The organism is Enterobacter sp. GD03975 (assembly GCF_029838645.1).
In the GTDB taxonomy this organism is placed as follows: domain Bacteria; phylum Pseudomonadota; class Gammaproteobacteria; order Enterobacterales; family Enterobacteriaceae; genus Enterobacter; species Enterobacter quasihormaechei.
In genome coordinates this window covers 387,113-403,394 of sequence record NZ_JAOBZC010000002.1, presented here as the reverse complement: position 1 = coordinate 403,394, position 16,282 = coordinate 387,113, and the positions used below count along the sequence as shown (strand labels likewise).

Below are 16,282 nucleotides of genomic sequence, written 5' to 3'. Positions count from 1 at the left end.
ATCGAGATATATAGTTTATTTATCACGCTGGATTATGTAGTCCGCTAGCGCTTCCAGTGCCGAGGTATCCAGCGATTGCGCGGCCAGCTCATTCAGCGACCGGCGGGCATCGTCTATCAGATCCCGGGCTTTACGTTGGGCATGCTCAAGGCCCAGCAGGGCGGGGTAGGTACTTTTGCCAAGCTGCTGATCCGCACCCTGACGTTTTCCCAATGTTGCAGTATCGCCCACCACATCCAGAATGTCATCCTGAACCTGGAATGCCAGACCGATACTTTCTGCGTATCTGTCCAGAATCGGCAGGGCTTTGCGCCCGCGTTCACCCGCGCTCAGCGCGCCCAGGCGAACGGCTGCCCGAATCAGTGCGCCCGTTTTGTGACGGTGGATGCGCTCCAGCTGTTCCAGCGTCACCTGACGACCTTCAGCTTCTAAATCCAGCGCCTGGCCGCCGCACATGCCGGCGACGCCGCTGGCCATCGCCAGCTCGGACACCATCGCCAGACGATCGCGATCGCTTACCTCAACCATCGGCGCATCGCTCAGAATTGAGAACGCCAGGGTTTGCAGAGCATCACCCGCCAGAATGGCATTCGCTTCGCCGAACTTAATGTGGCAGGTCGGCTGACCGCGACGCAGATCGTCATCGTCCATCGCCGGGAGATCGTCGTGGATCAGCGAATAGGCGTGAATACACTCCACGGCGGCTGCCGGGGCGTCCAGCGTGTTATCGCTGATGCCAAACATGTTGCCCGTGGCATACACCAGGAACGGACGCAGGCGTTTACCTCCTAAGAGTGCGCCATAGTGCATGGCTTCAACCAGTGGAGTGTTCTGAAAAGGCTGCGGCTCAATAAAACGGCGCAGGGCGTCGTTGGCGCGAACGACGCGCGCCTGAAGCGCGTTGGAAAAATCCATTTACTCGGCGTCCGGTGTGAATGGCGTGGTTTTAGCGTCTTCGCTGTCGGAAAGCAGGATCTGCACACGCTGCTCGGCCTGCTGGAGCTTTACCTGCCCCTGGCGCGCAAGCTGCACACCGCGTTCAAATTCGTTGAGGGCATCTTCCAGCGGTAAATCGCCGCTCTCGAGGCGGGTAACAATCTGCTCAAGCTCACTCAGCGCAGTTTCAAAACTGGCCGGTGCGTCGTTCTTCTTCGGCATAGTGAATTAACTCTTATATTCTTCGCCCCAACATGGTAACGGACTCGGGGCAATTATCAAATAACGCGAGTGGCGCGATGGTGGTATACTTGCGCGCCTGGATGCAGCCACGGGTGTGGGCTGCTGTATCATTTTCCACTACAAGCCTTTATAAGCTTGCCTAAGAAACATTGCCGCCATGAAGTTTATCATTAAATTGTTCCCTGAAATCACCATCAAAAGCCAATCTGTGCGTTTGCGCTTTATTAAAATTCTCACCGGGAACATTCGTAACGTTTTAAAACACTACGACGAAACGCTCGCCGTGGTGCGTCACTGGGACCACGTTGAAGTCCGCGCGAAAGACGAAAGCAAACGTCTTGATATTCGCGACGCGCTGACCCGTATTCCTGGTATTCATCATATTCTCGAAGTGGAAGACGTTCCGTTCAGCGATATGCACGATATCTTCGAAAAGGCGCTGGTACAGTACCGCGACCAGATCGAAGGCAAAACCTTCTGCGTACGCGTGAAGCGTCGCGGTAAGCACGAGTTTAGCTCGATTGAAGTTGAGCGCTACGTCGGCGGCGGTCTGAACCAGCACGTTGAGACGGCGCGCGTGCGCCTGACTAACCCGGACGTCACCGTTAACCTTGAGATCGAGAACGATCGTCTGCTGCTGGTTAAGGGTCGTTATGAAGGTATTGGCGGTTTCCCGATCGGCACGCAGGAAGATGTGCTGTCGCTGATCTCCGGCGGTTTCGACTCCGGCGTCTCCAGCTATATGCTGATGCGTCGCGGCTGCCGCGTGCACTACTGCTTCTTCAACCTGGGCGGCGCGGCGCATGAAATTGGCGTCCGTCAGGTGGCGCATTACCTGTGGAACCGTTTCGGCAGTTCCCACCGTGTGCGTTTTGTGGCGATAAACTTTGAGCCGGTAGTGGGCGAAATCCTTGAAAAAGTGGATGACGGCCAGATGGGCGTGATCCTCAAACGTATGATGGTACGCGCGGCGTCCAAAGTGGCCGAGCGCTACGGCGTGCAGGCGCTGGTCACCGGCGAAGCGCTGGGCCAGGTCTCCAGCCAGACGCTGACCAACCTGCGTCTTATCGACAACGTATCAGATACGCTGATCCTGCGTCCGCTGATCTCCCACGATAAAGAGCACATCATCGATCTGGCGCGCAAAATCGGTACTGAAGATTTTGCCCGTACCATGCCGGAATATTGCGGTGTGATCTCAAAAAGCCCAACCATCAAGGCGGTGAAGGCGAAGATCGAAGCGGAAGAAGAGAACTTCGATTTCAGCATTCTGGAAAAAGTGGTGGCGGAAGCGTCCAACATTGATATCCGCGAGATTGCCCAGCAGACCGAGCAGGACGTGGTTGAGGTGGAAACCGTCAGCGGCTTCGGCGCTAACGATGCCATTCTGGATATCCGCTCGATTGACGAGCAGGATGACAAGCCGTTGCAGGTGGAAGGCGTGGACGTGGTTTCTCTGCCGTTCTACAAGCTGAGCACCCAATTTGGCGATCTCGACCAGAGCAAAACGTATCTGCTGTGGTGTGAGCGCGGGGTGATGAGCCGTTTGCAGGCGTTGTACCTGCGTGAGCAGGGCTTCGCGAACGTGAAGGTGTATCGTCCGTAGCCTATTGCCCGGTGGCGCTTCGCTTACCGGGCCTACGGTACCGTGCACTTGTAGGCCGGGTAAGGCGTAGCCGCCACCCGGTTTTTTTACTCGTAGTAGTTATAAATCCCCGCCGCCATCACCAGCGATGACGCCACTTCGTACGCTTTCTCGCGCCCGACCAGCAGGTCAATAATCTTTAAGCCAAAATCAATGGCGGTGCCCGGCCCCTGGCTGGTGAGCAGGTTAACCCGCGGATCCCAGACCACACGCTTATCCACCCACTGCTCTTCCGGAATGGTGTCCTTAAGGCCGGGGAAACCGGTCATATTGCCGATGGGGAAGATGTCGTGTGGAACCAGCACCGTGCCTGCGGCAGCACAGATTGCCGCGACGATACGCCCGGAAAGATGAAACTGACGAACGGTTTCAACCAGCAGCGGGCTGTCGCGAAAACACTCCGCGCCTTTTAAGCCGCCCGGCAGGACAATAATGTCGTAATCGCCGTCCGCCACCTGTACAAGCGGTGCATCCGCCAGGATCTTCACCCCACGGGAACAGACGATCGTCAGATCGCCGTCGCTGGCGACGCTGGCGGTGGTGACTTTGATACCGCCGCGCACCATTAAATCAATGGCGGTGACCGCTTCTGTCTCTTCGCTACCAGGGGCGAGGCATACCAGTGCCGATGCGCTCATACTCACTCTCCTTTCGTTTTACTGACTCAAACAGACGGCTGTTTTCGGCAACGGTAATGCCGTGTGCCCGGGCGCGTTTTAACAGATAACCGGTAATGTAATCAATTTCGGTATGCCGCATCGCCCGGACATCCTGCAACATTGAAGAGATATTTTCTGCCGTACTCTCAATGACCTGGTCGACATAATAACGTAAATCGGTTTCTGAGGTGTGGTAGCCTTCGCGCTCAATCACGTCGGCAACTTCCCGGCAAATCAGCGCCACCTGATCCGAATGCTGACGCAGCTCACCGTTAGGGCAGTCCAGCAGGGCGGTCAGGGGGTTGATCGCGCAGTTGACCGCCAGCTTGCGCCACAGTTCCGCACGAATGTTATTGTGCCAGGCGACGTCAGGCAGCGTGCATTGCAACGTATCGGCAAGATAGCTGTAATCGCCGGGCTGCTCACGCGCAGGACCGATATGGGTGATACCGCTGGCAACGTGAATAATGACGCTACCGTCGCGACGTGCCGCGTGGGTGGTTGTCCCGATTAGCAGCGGTTGCCGGACAGTTTTTAGCTCTTCAATGGTACCCATGCCATTGTGGATAAGCAGGATTGGCGTGCTTTCAGGTAACTGGGCGGCCAGGCTTTTCACCGCATCGGAGACCTGCCAGGCCTTCAGCGTGACCAGCAGCAGATCGCTGGTGGCGAGAAATTCCGGATCGTTTGCCGTCAAAGACTCGTTAAAAATTGAACCGTCGGTACCCATCACGTTCACACTGCAATAGGGCTGAGGAATGCGCAGCCAGCCCTGTACATCGTGTCCCTGTTTGCATAGCGCTGTGAGCCAGAGTTGGCCAAGGGCTCCGCATCCAAGCACTGTTACTTTCATTGTTCCTCCTCACCTGCAACGGTGCCAGGTGCTGTGACGCTAAGTATAGCGGCATCAGCTAAGCTTCTCGTTATGCCTCGTTGCGGGTATTATGCAACGCAACAAAAATGAAGGGAGAAGAAAAGATGCCATCTTTCGATATTGTTTCTGAAGTTGATTTGCAGGAAGCGCGTAACGGCGTAGATAACGCTGTCCGTGAGGTTGAGTCACGTTTCGATTTTCGTGGCGTTGAGGCGACGATTGAACTGAACGACGCTAACAAGACGATCAAAGTCCTGAGCGAGTCTGATTTCCAGGTCAATCAGCTGCTGGATATCCTGCGCGCCAAGCTGCTCAAGCGCGGCATCGAAGGGACCTCACTGGATGTGCCGGAAGATTTCGTTCACAGCGGGAAAACCTGGTTTGTGGAAGCGAAGCTGAAGCAGGGCATTGAAAGTGCCGTGCAGAAGAAAATCGTGAAGCTGATTAAAGACAGCAAGCTGAAGGTGCAGGCGCAGATCCAGGGCGAAGAAATTCGCGTAACCGGAAAATCTCGCGACGATCTCCAGTCCGTCATGGCGCTGGTGCGCGGCGGCGATTTAGGTCAGCCATTCCAGTTTAAAAACTTCCGCGATTAAGACAATAATGCCCGGCTAAACCGGGCATTTTTTCAGGCCTTCAGCGCCTGCTCCACCTCAAAGCGGTTCGTCACTTTGCTGTCAATTTTGACGTACGCACTGCGCTCTTCCGGGACAATCAGCACTTCGCTCACGCCCTCTGTCGCTTCCAGCCGCTGTTTTAGTGCATCACCGATTGTCACCTCATCGGGAATTTCTACCCGCAGGCTACTCACATAGCGCGGCTCTTTCATGGTGCTGGCCACAAACAGCCAGAGCATCGCCAGCAGCGCACCGGCGAGGAAAACGGTCTGGGAATCAAACAGACCGTCCACCCAGCCGCCGAGCGAGCCGCCGATCGCCACGCCGAGAAACTGGCTGGTGGAGTAAATGCCCATCGCGGTGCCTTTGTATCCTGCCGGAGACTCTTTGCTGATCAGCGAGGGCAGCAGGGCTTCCATCAGATTAAACGCCAGGAAGAACAGCTGCACGCCTGCGATCAGCTCCCAGAAGTGCGGGCCGGCGCCCCACAGCACAATCTCGGCAATCAGCAGTAATGCCACGCAGCCCACGAAGACGCGTTTCATTTTGCGCTTCACTTCGGCGTAAATAATGAAGGGCACAACGGAGACAAACGAGATTAGCATTGTGACCAGATAAATTTTCCAGTGCTCGGCCGCCGGGAAACCTGCTGCGGCAAGCTGGCCGGGCAGGGCGACGAAGGTGGACATCAGCAGAATGTGCAGGCACATAATGCCGAAGTTAAGCTTAAGCAGACGCGGCTCGGCGATGACTTTGCTAAAGCAGCCTTTAACCATCCCGGATTCACGGTTGAGGACGTGATTTTTACTGTCTGGCACAACCCACAGCGTGAGTGCAATCCCGATGGTCGCCAGCACCGCAATCATCCAGAACAGAGCGTGCAGGCCGAGCGCATGCGTGATAATCGGCCCCAGCACCATGGCAATGGCAAAAGTGACGCCGAAGCTGACGCCAATAAACGCCATGGCTTTGGTGCGGTTTTGCTCGCGGGTTAAATCTGACAGCAGCGCCATCACGGCGGCAGCAATGGCACCGGACCCTTGCAGGGCGCGGCCAAGAATAATGCCCCAGATGGAGTGGGAGAGGGCGGCGATGACGCTGCCCAGGATAAATACCAGCAGACCGCCGACAATCAGCGGTTTGCGACCCACGCGGTCGGAGAGCAGGCCAAAGGGGATCTGGAATATTGCCTGCGCCAGGCCGTAGATACCGATCGCCAGACCAATCAGCGCTTCGCTGGCACCCTGTAACGCCATGCCGTACGTGGTCAGAACGGGCAGGACCATAAACATGCCAAGCATCCGCAGCGAGAAAACAGTCCCTAAACCCCAGGTCGCACGCAGCTCGCCTGGCGTCATTTTATAATCGTTCATTACCACCTCAGTTCAAAAGCAGGCCATAGTGTAGTGCGGGGAAGGGGCGGGGTAAATAAAGGCTTATTTAACAAATATTACATGCGTGATTAATGGATTTGGTGAATAAAAAAGGGTGCCGAAGCACCCTTTTCATCATCACATAAACTTACCAGACGTAAGTCAGCAGGTTTTGCGAGTCCGGCACCATAAAGTCTACGGACATCATCACGGACAGGGAGGTGATGGCGACAATTGAGAACACAAACAGCTTGCGTGCCCAGACTTTGTCGTCTTCCACCTTGTAGCCGCGCAAGGCCATGCCGAGCCACCAGACGCTCACCGCGGCCGCTACCACCAGATATTTATATCCGGCGTAACCGCCCAGAGAAAGCATCAGCGTTGCTACGGCAAAGGCGATGATATACAGCGTGATGTGGTTCTTGGCAACCGAGATACCTTTCACGACCGGCAGAACCGGAATGTTCGCCGCCTGATAATCCTTGAAGCGGAAAATCGCGATGGCGTAGGAGTGAGGCATCTGCCACAGGCTAAAGATAGCCAGCAGGATGAGCGCACCGCTGTCGAACTCGTTCGTTACGGCGCAGTAGCCAATCACCGGCGGCGCAGCGCCGGAGAGAGAACCAATCAGCGTGCCGTAGACGGAGTGACGTTTCATATACAGGCTGTAGACGCCCACATACACCACGAACCCCATCACCCCCAGCCAGCAGGCCAGCGGGTTAGCACCAAACCACAGCAGCATAAAGCCAGCAATACCCAGCAAGGTGGCGTACACCAGCGAGACGGAAGGGGCAATCAGGCCTTTAACCAGCACCCGATTTTTGGTCCTTTCCATCTTCTTGTCGATATCCATGTCGATGTAGTTGTTAAATACACAACCGGACGCAACCACCAGTGACACACCGACCAGCGTGTAAATAAAGAGGGTGTAATCAATGCTGCCTTTAGAGGCCAGCAGGAACCCTCCGATTACGGAGATCAGGTTGCCAAAGATGATGCCTGGTTTCGTGACTTGCAGGTATTGCTTAAACATACTCGCCGCTCTTAGTGAACCATCATGTTGTAGTTAAGGTTCCACATAATCCAGATGGAACCGACTACCAGGATAGCGATGATAATCACGGTAAAGATAAAGGCCGTCATGTTCCAGCCTTCATCGGACTTGGTGTTCATGTGCAGGAAGCAAACCAGATGCACCAGAATCTGAATCACTGCGGTCACCAGGATTGCTCCCAGGATAACCGGCTTGGATGCAGAACCGTTCATCACCATCCAGAACGGGATCACCGTCAGGATGATCGACAGGATGAAACCTGTCATGTAGGTTTTTACGCTGCCGTGGGAAGCGCCATGATCGTTAGAATGACTCATTACATCGCCCCCATCAGATAGACAACAGAGAACACACAGATCCATACCACGTCAAGGAAGTGCCAGAACAGGCTCAGGCACATAATACGGGTACGGTTAGTACTGGTCAGGCCGCGACGGGAGATCTGGAACATCAGAACCGCCATCCAGATCAGGCCCGAGGTCACGTGCAGACCGTGGGTGCCGACCAGCGCGAAGAACGCCGACAGGAAGCCGCTGCGATCCGGACCGAAACCTTCCGCAATCAGGTGATGGAATTCATAGATTTCCATCCCGATAAAGCCAGCACCAAACAGCCAGGTCAACGCCAGCCAGGAGACAACCTGGCTCTTGTTGTTCTTGTACATGGCGATAGCCGCCATGCCGTAGGTGATGGAGCTGAATAACAGCAGTGCGGTTTCAACCAGAACGAACGGCAGCTCAAAGATGTCCTTACCGGTCGGGCCGCCCGCTGTGCCGTTCACCAGAACGGCATAGGTTGCGAACAGACAGCAGAACAGGATGCAGTCGCTCATCAGGTAGATCCAGAACCCGAAAACTTTATTCGGTCCTGCATCATGGTGCGCATGCTCATGCGCGTGGGCAGTTGAGTGCGCCAAAGTATCAGTTGCCATTTTTCAGCCCCGCTTTAGAAATCTCGTCAAAATGCTGATTTTCCAGCTTTTCAACTTCACGGACTGGTACGTAGTAGTCCACGTCCTCGTCAAAGCTCTTCACAATCCAGCTGATTACGATGCCAGCGAAGCCAACAATCGCCATCCACCAGATGTGCCAGATCATTGCGAAACCAAATACCGTCGCGAAAGCGGCAATCACAATGCCCGCAGCGCTGTTTTTCGGCATGTGGATCTCTTCGTAATGCTCAGGCTGCTTGTACGCTTCACCTTTTTCTTTCATTTCCCAGAATGCGTCGCGTTCATGGATCTGCGGCACAACGGCGAAGTTATAGAAAGGAGGTGGAGAAGAGGTTGCCCACTCCAGCGTACGGCCACCCCACGGGTCACCGGTCAGGTCACGGTTCTGGTCGCGGTCGCGAATAGAAACGTAGAACTGAATCAGCTGAGACGCGATACCGCAGGCAATCAGAACCGCACCGCCCGCTGCAACCATCAGCATTGGGTGGAACTGCGGGTCAATCTGCTGGCTCAGGCGACGGGTCATACCCATGAAGCCCAGCACGTACAGCGGCATAAACGCCACGAAGAAGCCGATGATCCAGAACCAGAACGCGCGTTTACCCCAGGTTTCGTTCAGCGTGAAGCCAAACGCTTTAGGCCACCAGTAGGTCACACCTGCGAAGCAGCCGAAGACCACGCCGCCGATGATAACGTTATGGAAGTGCGCAATCAGGAACAGACTGTTGTGCAGAACGAAGTCAGCGCCTGGTACCGCCAGCAGTACGCCGGTCATCCCGCCTACGGAGAAGGTCACGATGAAGCCGATAGTCCACAGCATGGCTGAGTGGAACTGGATACGGCCCTGGTACATAGTGAACAGCCAGTTGAAGATCTTAACCCCGGTTGGGATCGCGATAATCATGGTGGTGATACCGAAGAAGGCGTTTACGTTCGCGCCCGCACCCATGGTGAAGAAGTGGTGCAGCCAGACGATGAACGACAGAACGGTAATACACACGGTTGCCCACACCAGCGAGGTGTAACCAAACAGACGTTTACGCGAGAAGGTTGCCGCGATTTCGGAGAACACACCGAACACAGGCAGAACCAGAATGTACACTTCCGGGTGACCCCAGGCCCAAATCAGGTTGATGTACATCATCATGTTGCCACCCATATCATTCGTGAAGAAATGGGTACCCAGATAGCGATCCAGGGTCAGCAGCGCGATGGTGACGGTCAGAATTGGGAACGATGCGATAATCAGTACGTTGGCGCACAGAGATGCCCAGGTAAATACTGGCATCTTGAACATCGTCATACCTGGTGCACGCATCTTCAGGATGGTCACGAAGAAGTTAATACCGGTCAGGGTGGTACCGACACCGGAGAGCTGAAGCGCCCAAATCCAGTAGTCAACGCCGACGCCCGGACTGTACTCAATTCCCGAAAGCGGCGGGTAAGCCAGCCAGCCGGTCTGAGCAAACTCGCCCACGCCCAGTGACAGGTTAACCAGGATAACGCCGACAACGGTGAACCAGAAGCTCAGGTTGTTCAGGAACGGGAACGCAACGTCGCGCGCGCCGATTTGCAGCGGAACGACAACGTTCATCAGACCGATAACCAGCGGCATCGCCACGAAGAAGATCATGATAACGCCGTGAGCGGTAAAGATCTGATCGTAGTGGTGCGGCGGCAGGAAGCCTGCTTCACCCGCAGAAGCGAGCGCCTGCTGGCTACGCATCATGATCGCATCCGCAAAGCCACGAATTAACATGACGATACCGACGATGCAGTACATGATGCCGAGTTTTTTGTGGTCGACCGAAGTCAGCCACTCGTTCCACAGGTAGCTCCACTTACCGAAGTAAGTGATAAGGCCCAGTAAGGCCGCGCCACCAATGATAATTGCAGCAATCGTAACCATGATAATGGGTTCATGGTACGGCACCGCATCCAATGTCAATTTTCCGAACATTTTCTTCCTCGGCCCCTTAGTGAGCGGTTTCCGCGTGGCTCATGTTCATGCCTTCCATACCCTGGTGCGTGTTGTGCTCGCCTTCAGGCTGGGTCATGTCCATGCTCATACCGTGATCCATAAATTTGCCAATAACATCTTTGAACAGATTCGGTTTCACGTTAGAGAAGTACTCCACCTTGTTATATTCGCTAGGTGCAGCCACTTTTTCGAACGCCGCCATGTCAGACATGGTGTTGGTAGACTGCTTCGCTTTTGCAACCCACTGGTCGAAAGTCGCGCGGTCTGGCGTAGCGATAGCTTTGAACTTCATACCCGAGAAGCCCGGGCCACTATAGCTGGCGGAGATACCGTCGTAGGTGCCTGCTTCATTCGCGATCAGGTGCAGGTTAGTCTGCATACCGGCCATCGCGTAAATCTGGCTGCCCAGACGTGGGATGAAGAAGGAGTTCATTACGGAGTTGGAGGTCACTTTGAACTGAACCGGAGTGTTCGCCGGGAAGGCGATTTCATTCACGGTAGCAATGCCCTGCTCTGGATAGATGAAGAACCATTTCCAGTCCATGGAGACCACTTCAATGGTAATGGGTTTTTCATCGTGAACCAGCGGCTTGCTTGGCTCAAGTGCGTGAGTGGTTTTCCAGGTCAGCACAGCAAGGAACAGGATGATCAGAATAGGCACCGTCCAGACCACAGCTTCCACTTTATTGGAGTGTGACCAGTTAGGGCTATACTTCGCATCTTTATTGCTCGCACGATACTTCCAGGCGAAACCAACAGCCATCAAGATTGCAGGAATAACCACAATCAACATCAGGCCAAAAGCCGTCAGTATCAATGAACGTTGTTCCAGTCCAATCTGTCCTTTGGGGTCTAGTAGTGCAGAATCGCAGCCACTGAGTAATACAGTGCCTGCGAATAATGACAACCATCCCAAACTTTTATTGTATTTCCTGAGTCTCATTTAACGACCTCAATTCCACGGGAGTCTGGTGGCGTTTAAAGTGTGGGGGCATTTTACGGGAAGGTTACATTACTGTAAACATCATTAGCCCTGTGTCAGGAAGGTGTTACCGGGTTCTGCCGCACATGTCACAAGTGTTGCAAATTATGTCGCGTTTCAGGATGGAAGCCGCACGGTGTGGGCGTTATAACGAAAGGGTGCCCCAGCATACCTTAAAAGGGATAATTGGTATAACCATTGTTGAAAATACACAAATAATTAACAATTAATTATCAATAAAAAGACAACTAAAAAACGAAAATTCAATCTTTCAAAAGCTGAATCGTTTAATGGAAAATAGCGTAGCGAAATAAGCTCCAATAATTTCCGAATGCTATCCCGCACAAAACAACAAATATTTTTTTTACCGAGGGCGGTTATTTCACCGTTATAATTTCGGGTCGTTATTACAACGGGAAATAACCTTTCGCTTTTTTCTTCAGGTCATCCGGGTTTTACGCAGCGACATGAAATCCAGCGTGCCGCCCGTCAGGATGCCCGCAAGGGCCAGTAGCGCGCCAATATCCAGCAGCAGCGCTTCAAAAGGCAGCGATAGACCGGTCGTTGCATTAATAATGAGCACCACCAGCCACAGTACCAGCGCAAGGCAGCCTACCATCATCAGACGCAGCGCAAACCGATAGGCGGCCTGATATTCCGTGCGCGGCATGAAGTGTTCCGTCCGCTGGGTATATTCCAGCGTCTGACGACAAATCAGCAGCAATAAAATTCCCGGCACGGCCGCGACCACCGAGAAGAGATAAAACGTCGGCCAGCCGTGAGCTTCAACAAACCAGCCTGCGACAGGGCCAACGTAGACGCGCCCGACGGCGGAAAGCGCTGAGAGCAGCGCAAACTGGGTAGCGGAAAATGACTTATTGCACAGCGTCATCAGCAGGGCAACAAAGGCCGCGGTGCCCATACCGCCGCACAGGTTTTCAAAGAATACGGCCGTCGCCATGCTGATCATATTCTTGTCGGTTACCGACAGCAGCCAATAACCGGCATTCGATGCGCCCTGAAGGATGCCGAAGATCAGCAGAGCCCGGAACAGCGTCAGGCGCTGCATCAATACGCCGCCGTACAGCGCGCCGACGATGGTGGCAAACAGCCCCAGGGTTTTATTCACCACGCCGACCTCGCCCGCATCAAACCCGACGCCGCGGATCAGAAAGGTGGTGGTCAGGCTCATGGCGAAAGCATCGCCGAGCTTATAAAGGACAATCAGCAGCAGGATCAGCCAGGCATTATTGCGACCGAAGAAGTCGCGGAGCGGTGCTACGACGGCCTGCTCCAGCGAGCGGGGGACCGGAATAACATCGCTCGGTTCAGGCGCAAATAGCGTGGCAATAATGCAGGGGATCAGCAGAGCGGCCATCAGCCAGTACATTCCCTGCCAGCCGAGATAGCGGTCGGCAAGCCAGAGTGCCAGGCCGCCGGAAACCAGCATACCCAGGCGGTAGCCCAGCACGCTGATTGCCGCACCGGCACCACGCTCTTCCGCGGGCAAGACGTCCGTTTTCCAGGCGTCAAAAACAATGTCCTGGGACGCGGAGCAGAAGGCGATGACCACCGCAAGCGCGGCCATCCAGCGCAGCTGCGTTGACGGCTCAAGGAAACCCATTGCGGCGATCGCGATCAGCAGGAAAACCTGCGTCATTACGAGCCAGCCGCGACGGCGACCGAGGAACGGCGGGGTATAGCGGTCCATCACCGGCGACCACAGGAACTTGAAGACGTAGGCCTGACCGACGAGCGAGAAGAAACCAATGGTTTTAAGATCGATGTTCTCGACCGTCATCCACGCCTGTAACGTGCCGGAGGTGAGCGCAAGCGGTAAACCGGAGGCGAAACCAAGGATCAGCAGAATAGCTGATTTGGGTTGCTGGAAAATGCGTAAGTAGTGACTGGACATATTCTTATGAGCTGACCCGGTGAAGCACCGGGTCAGTCAGCAGGATTAACGGGCGTTCTGCTTGATGAAGTCGTGAATGCTGGTGTCCTGTGCCATGTCGGCAATGGTATCAGTCAGCACGCTGTTAACCGCGTCAGCGATATTTTTGTTAGACGCCTGGAATGCGCCTTCAACAGAATAGCTTGCACGGTAGTTTTTATTCATTTTGTTGCCGTTCTTCGCGGTAGCGATGATGGCGATATCGGCTTTCGTCGCGATGTTGTAGCGAACGTTGCCCTGGGAAACGTCAGCGTACAGGTTGTTCACGATGATTTGCAGATCAACCGCGCCGCTCGGGCCAATCATGTAGCCACGGGAGGTCATCTGTTTCTCCAGCACTTCCTGCAACAGGAAGCGCAGATCGCGGGAGGCGGTCAGGGTGACCTGCTGGTTGTCGCGGGTCACTTTCGCCAGCGCCTGATCCTGACGCTGATCGGCACCATTAATGCTGACCGTGACGCCCATCAGGCTTGGGTCCTGCTGAGGCAGGGTAATTTTTGGTGAAACGTCGATCGTCGTCGGCGGGGTCGCGCAGCCGGCGAGCATAAAGAGTGCTACCAACGGAAAGAAGATTTTTTTTAACATTTTTGGGTTCTCAACGAATCGTAAGCAAATAGAGAAAAATTGCCGCCATCATAACATCGCCAACGGCCAGTGGAAGTGGTCAACGCATGTAAATTCATCGCCTTGTCCGAAAACTGACCAGCTTTCCGCTTTTCTCTGCCTGTGAGTGACAAAACGTATGAACTTCATAGTGAACTTCATTCGTTTGACTGAGAAAATCAGACGAAAGCTAAATATTTGTTGTCAAGGTGTAATGGAAACGGTAAAAGCGGCTAATATTTAAAGGGATGGGTGACATCTTAGCGTTGTCGGAGGAGTGATTTCATGATGATACGTGAACAGATAGAAGAAAAATTAAGGGCAGCGTTCAACCCTGTGTTTCTCGAAGTTGTCGACGAAAGCTATCGTCATAACGTGCCGGCAGGTTCTGAAAGCCACTTCAAAGTGGTTCTGGTCAGCGATCGCTTCACGGGAGAACGTTTCCTGAACCGACACCGCCTGATCTACAGCACCTTGACGGAAGAACTCTCCACAACCGTACATGCCCTGGCGCTGCACACTTACACCATTAAGGAGTGGGAAGGGCTACAGGATACGGTATTCGCATCTCCGCCTTGTCGCGGTGCAGGCACCATCGCCTGATAAATCGGATTTGCAACCGCCGGAGTTTTTCCAGTATGTTGCATACAGATTTCGTCAAAACGGCCTTCGGGCCGTTTTGTTTTGTCTGAGTTTTGAGCGGATGGTGCGTTTTTGAGGCTAAAAATAGCCTTAAAGTGTGAAAAAAGCCGCAGCTACATACGCCAACCGTTCTCGACTCACCTAAGTGATGCCGCTATAATGCCGCGTCTTAATGAATGTCTTCGGGATGATTCTGGCGACAGGGAATGTGAATCTGCACATAAGAGAGCATCCCGGTATAACAGACAGATTCAGAGTTGACCGAGCACTGTGATTTTTTTGAGGTAACAAGATGCAAGTTTCAGTTGAAACCACTCAAGGCCTTGGCCGCCGTGTAACGATTACTATCGCTGCTGACAGCATCGAAACTGCTGTGAAAAGCGAGCTGGTCAACGTAGCAAAAAAAGTACGTATTGACGGCTTCCGCAAGGGCAAAGTACCAATGAATGTTGTTGCTCAGCGTTATGGCGCTTCCGTGCGTCAGGATGTGCTGGGTGAACTGATGAGCCGTAACTTTATCGACGCGATCATCAAAGAAAAAATCAATCCAGCCGGCGCGCCGAACTACGTTCCAGGCGAATACAAGCAGGGCGAAGACTTCACCTACTCCGTAGAGTTCGAAGTGTACCCTGAAGTTGAGCTGAAAGGTCTGGAATCTATCGAAGTTGAAAAACCGATCGTTTCCGTGACCGATGAAGACGTTGACGGCATGCTGGACACCCTGCGTAAGCAGCAGGCGAACTGGAAAGAAAAAGAAGGCGCTGTTGACGCGGAAGACCGCGTAACCATCGACTTCACCGGTTCTGTAGACGGCGAAGAGTTCGAAGGCGGTAAAGCGTCTGATTTCGTACTGGCGATGGGCCAGGGTCGTATGATCCCAGGCTTCGAAGACGGTATCAAAGGCCACAAAGCGGGCGAAGAGTTCACCATCGACGTGACCTTCCCTGAAGAGTACCACGCTGAAAACCTGAAAGGTAAAGCAGCGAAGTTCGTCATCAACCTGAAGAAAGTGGAAGAGCGCGAACTGCCAGAACTGACTGAAGAATTCATCAAGCGTTTCGGCGTGGAAGATGGTTCTGTTGCGGGCCTGCGTACCGAAGTGCGTAAGAACATGGAGCGCGAGCTGAACGGCGCTGTACGTAACCGTGTGAAATCTCAGGCGATTGAAGGTCTGGTAAAAGCGAACGAGATCGACGTTCCTGCTGCCCTGATCGACAGCGAAATCGACGTTCTGCGCCGTCAGGCTGCACAGCGTTTCGGTGGCAACCAGCAGCAAGCGATGGAACTGCCGCGCGAGCTGTTTGAAGAGCAAGCGAAACGCCGCGTTGTAGTTGGCCTGCTGCTGGGTGAAGTGATTCGTACCCACGAGCTGAAAGCTGACGAAGAGCGTGTGAAAGGCCTGATCGAAGAGATGGCGTCTGCATACGAAGATCCATCAGAAGTGATCGAGTTCTACGGTAAGAACAAAGAGCTGATGGACAACATGCGCAACGTCGCACTGGAAGAGCAGGCTGTTGAAGCGGTACTGGCGAAAGCTAAAGTGACCGAAAAAGAGACCTCTTTCACCGAACTGATGAACCAGCAGGCGTAATTTCGCCCCAACGGTTTAAAGTTTGAACAAAAAACCCGTTGCCCTCCGGCGACGGGTTTTTTTTATCGCAGCTTGAGTCCTGGAAGGGTGCTAAAACGCCCTTTCAGTGTTAGCGTTACAACAAAACGTTGTTATGCTTGAAATAGGGCGTGGCGACCCCCATTAGTATGTAA

At 53.9% G+C, this 16,282-nt stretch carries 16 protein-coding genes; 4 read left to right on the top strand and 12 right to left on the bottom strand.

The features are described from left to right. Positions 1 to 15: 15 nt before the first annotated feature. Complete coding sequence (ispA, locus tag N5C09_RS05550) at positions 16 to 915, bottom strand: (2E,6E)-farnesyl diphosphate synthase (RefSeq protein WP_112791899.1); 900 nt, start codon at positions 913 to 915, stop codon at positions 16 to 18. Next, positions 916 to 1,158, bottom strand: a complete 243-nt coding sequence (xseB, locus tag N5C09_RS05545) for an exodeoxyribonuclease VII small subunit (RefSeq protein WP_003859094.1) — start codon at positions 1,156 to 1,158, stop codon at positions 916 to 918. It lies immediately after the preceding gene. Between the two features lie 178 nt (positions 1,159 to 1,336). Here xseB and thiI point away from each other — a divergent pair, with 178 nt between their 5' ends. Beyond that, positions 1,337 to 2,785: a tRNA uracil 4-sulfurtransferase ThiI gene (thiI, locus tag N5C09_RS05540; protein WP_112791900.1), complete on the top strand. Its 1,449-nt coding sequence runs from the start codon at positions 1,337 to 1,339 to the stop codon at positions 2,783 to 2,785. A gap of 86 nt (positions 2,786 to 2,871) precedes the next feature. On the opposite strand, the gene yajL is transcribed toward thiI, so the two are convergent. Beyond that, positions 2,872 to 3,462: a protein deglycase YajL gene (gene yajL, locus N5C09_RS05535; protein WP_203464227.1), complete on the bottom strand. Its 591-nt coding sequence runs from the start codon at positions 3,460 to 3,462 to the stop codon at positions 2,872 to 2,874. Next, the gene (gene panE / locus N5C09_RS05530; RefSeq protein ID WP_193527886.1) at positions 3,425 to 4,336 is read right to left on the bottom strand and encodes a 2-dehydropantoate 2-reductase; all 912 of its coding nucleotides are present in this window, start codon (positions 4,334 to 4,336) and stop codon (positions 3,425 to 3,427) included. The genes yajL and panE overlap by 38 nt, the downstream gene beginning before the upstream one ends. Before the next feature lie 125 nt (positions 4,337 to 4,461). Here panE and N5C09_RS05525 point away from each other — a divergent pair, with 125 nt between their 5' ends. Next, positions 4,462 to 4,953, top strand: coding sequence for a YajQ family cyclic di-GMP-binding protein (locus N5C09_RS05525; protein ID WP_063451798.1), 492 nt, complete (start codon positions 4,462 to 4,464; stop codon positions 4,951 to 4,953). A 32-nt stretch (positions 4,954 to 4,985) separates the two neighbouring features. Here N5C09_RS05525 and N5C09_RS05520 read toward each other — a convergent pair whose 3' ends face one another. From N5C09_RS05520 to N5C09_RS05485, 8 genes are all read right to left on the bottom strand, one after another. Next, complete coding sequence (locus tag N5C09_RS05520; RefSeq protein ID WP_107534797.1) at positions 4,986 to 6,347, bottom strand: MFS transporter; 1,362 nt, start codon at positions 6,345 to 6,347, stop codon at positions 4,986 to 4,988. A gap of 148 nt (positions 6,348 to 6,495) precedes the next feature. Continuing rightward, positions 6,496 to 7,383 carry a heme o synthase gene (cyoE, locus tag N5C09_RS05515; RefSeq protein WP_003859062.1) on the bottom strand — a complete coding sequence of 296 codons (888 nt, stop codon included), beginning with the start codon at positions 7,381 to 7,383 and terminating at the stop codon, positions 6,496 to 6,498. Between the two features lie 11 nt (positions 7,384 to 7,394). After that, positions 7,395 to 7,721 (bottom strand): cytochrome o ubiquinol oxidase subunit IV, encoded by a 327-nt coding sequence (locus tag N5C09_RS05510; RefSeq protein ID WP_006809888.1) that lies wholly within the window; start codon positions 7,719 to 7,721, stop codon positions 7,395 to 7,397. Continuing rightward, complete coding sequence (locus N5C09_RS05505) at positions 7,721 to 8,335, bottom strand: cytochrome o ubiquinol oxidase subunit III (protein ID WP_063451697.1); 615 nt, start codon at positions 8,333 to 8,335, stop codon at positions 7,721 to 7,723. The genes N5C09_RS05510 and N5C09_RS05505 overlap by 1 nt, the downstream gene beginning before the upstream one ends. Next, positions 8,325 to 10,316 carry a cytochrome o ubiquinol oxidase subunit I gene (gene cyoB, locus N5C09_RS05500; protein WP_063869066.1) on the bottom strand — a complete coding sequence of 664 codons (1,992 nt, stop codon included), beginning with the start codon at positions 10,314 to 10,316 and terminating at the stop codon, positions 8,325 to 8,327. Before cyoB ends, N5C09_RS05505 begins: the two co-directional genes overlap by 11 nt. Before the next feature lie 16 nt (positions 10,317 to 10,332). Next, a complete protein-coding gene (gene cyoA / locus N5C09_RS05495; protein ID WP_279748616.1) occupies positions 10,333 to 11,280 on the bottom strand; it encodes a cytochrome o ubiquinol oxidase subunit II in 948 nt (315 codons plus the stop codon). Between the two features lie 478 nt (positions 11,281 to 11,758). Then, positions 11,759 to 13,234, bottom strand: a complete 1,476-nt coding sequence (gene ampG, locus N5C09_RS05490) for a muropeptide MFS transporter AmpG (protein ID WP_063451695.1) — start codon at positions 13,232 to 13,234, stop codon at positions 11,759 to 11,761. A 45-nt stretch (positions 13,235 to 13,279) separates the two neighbouring features. After that, complete coding sequence (locus tag N5C09_RS05485; RefSeq protein ID WP_006809883.1) at positions 13,280 to 13,858, bottom strand: lipoprotein; 579 nt, start codon at positions 13,856 to 13,858, stop codon at positions 13,280 to 13,282. A 303-nt stretch (positions 13,859 to 14,161) separates the two neighbouring features. On the opposite strand from N5C09_RS05485, the gene bolA reads away from it, so the two are divergent. Then, positions 14,162 to 14,479 (top strand): transcriptional regulator BolA, encoded by a 318-nt coding sequence (bolA, locus tag N5C09_RS05480; protein WP_003859051.1) that lies wholly within the window; start codon positions 14,162 to 14,164, stop codon positions 14,477 to 14,479. 331 nt (positions 14,480 to 14,810) lie between these two features. Beyond that, positions 14,811 to 16,109: a trigger factor gene (gene tig / locus N5C09_RS05475; protein WP_063869062.1), complete on the top strand. Its 1,299-nt coding sequence runs from the start codon at positions 14,811 to 14,813 to the stop codon at positions 16,107 to 16,109. The last annotated feature ends 173 nt before the right edge of the window (positions 16,110 to 16,282 follow it).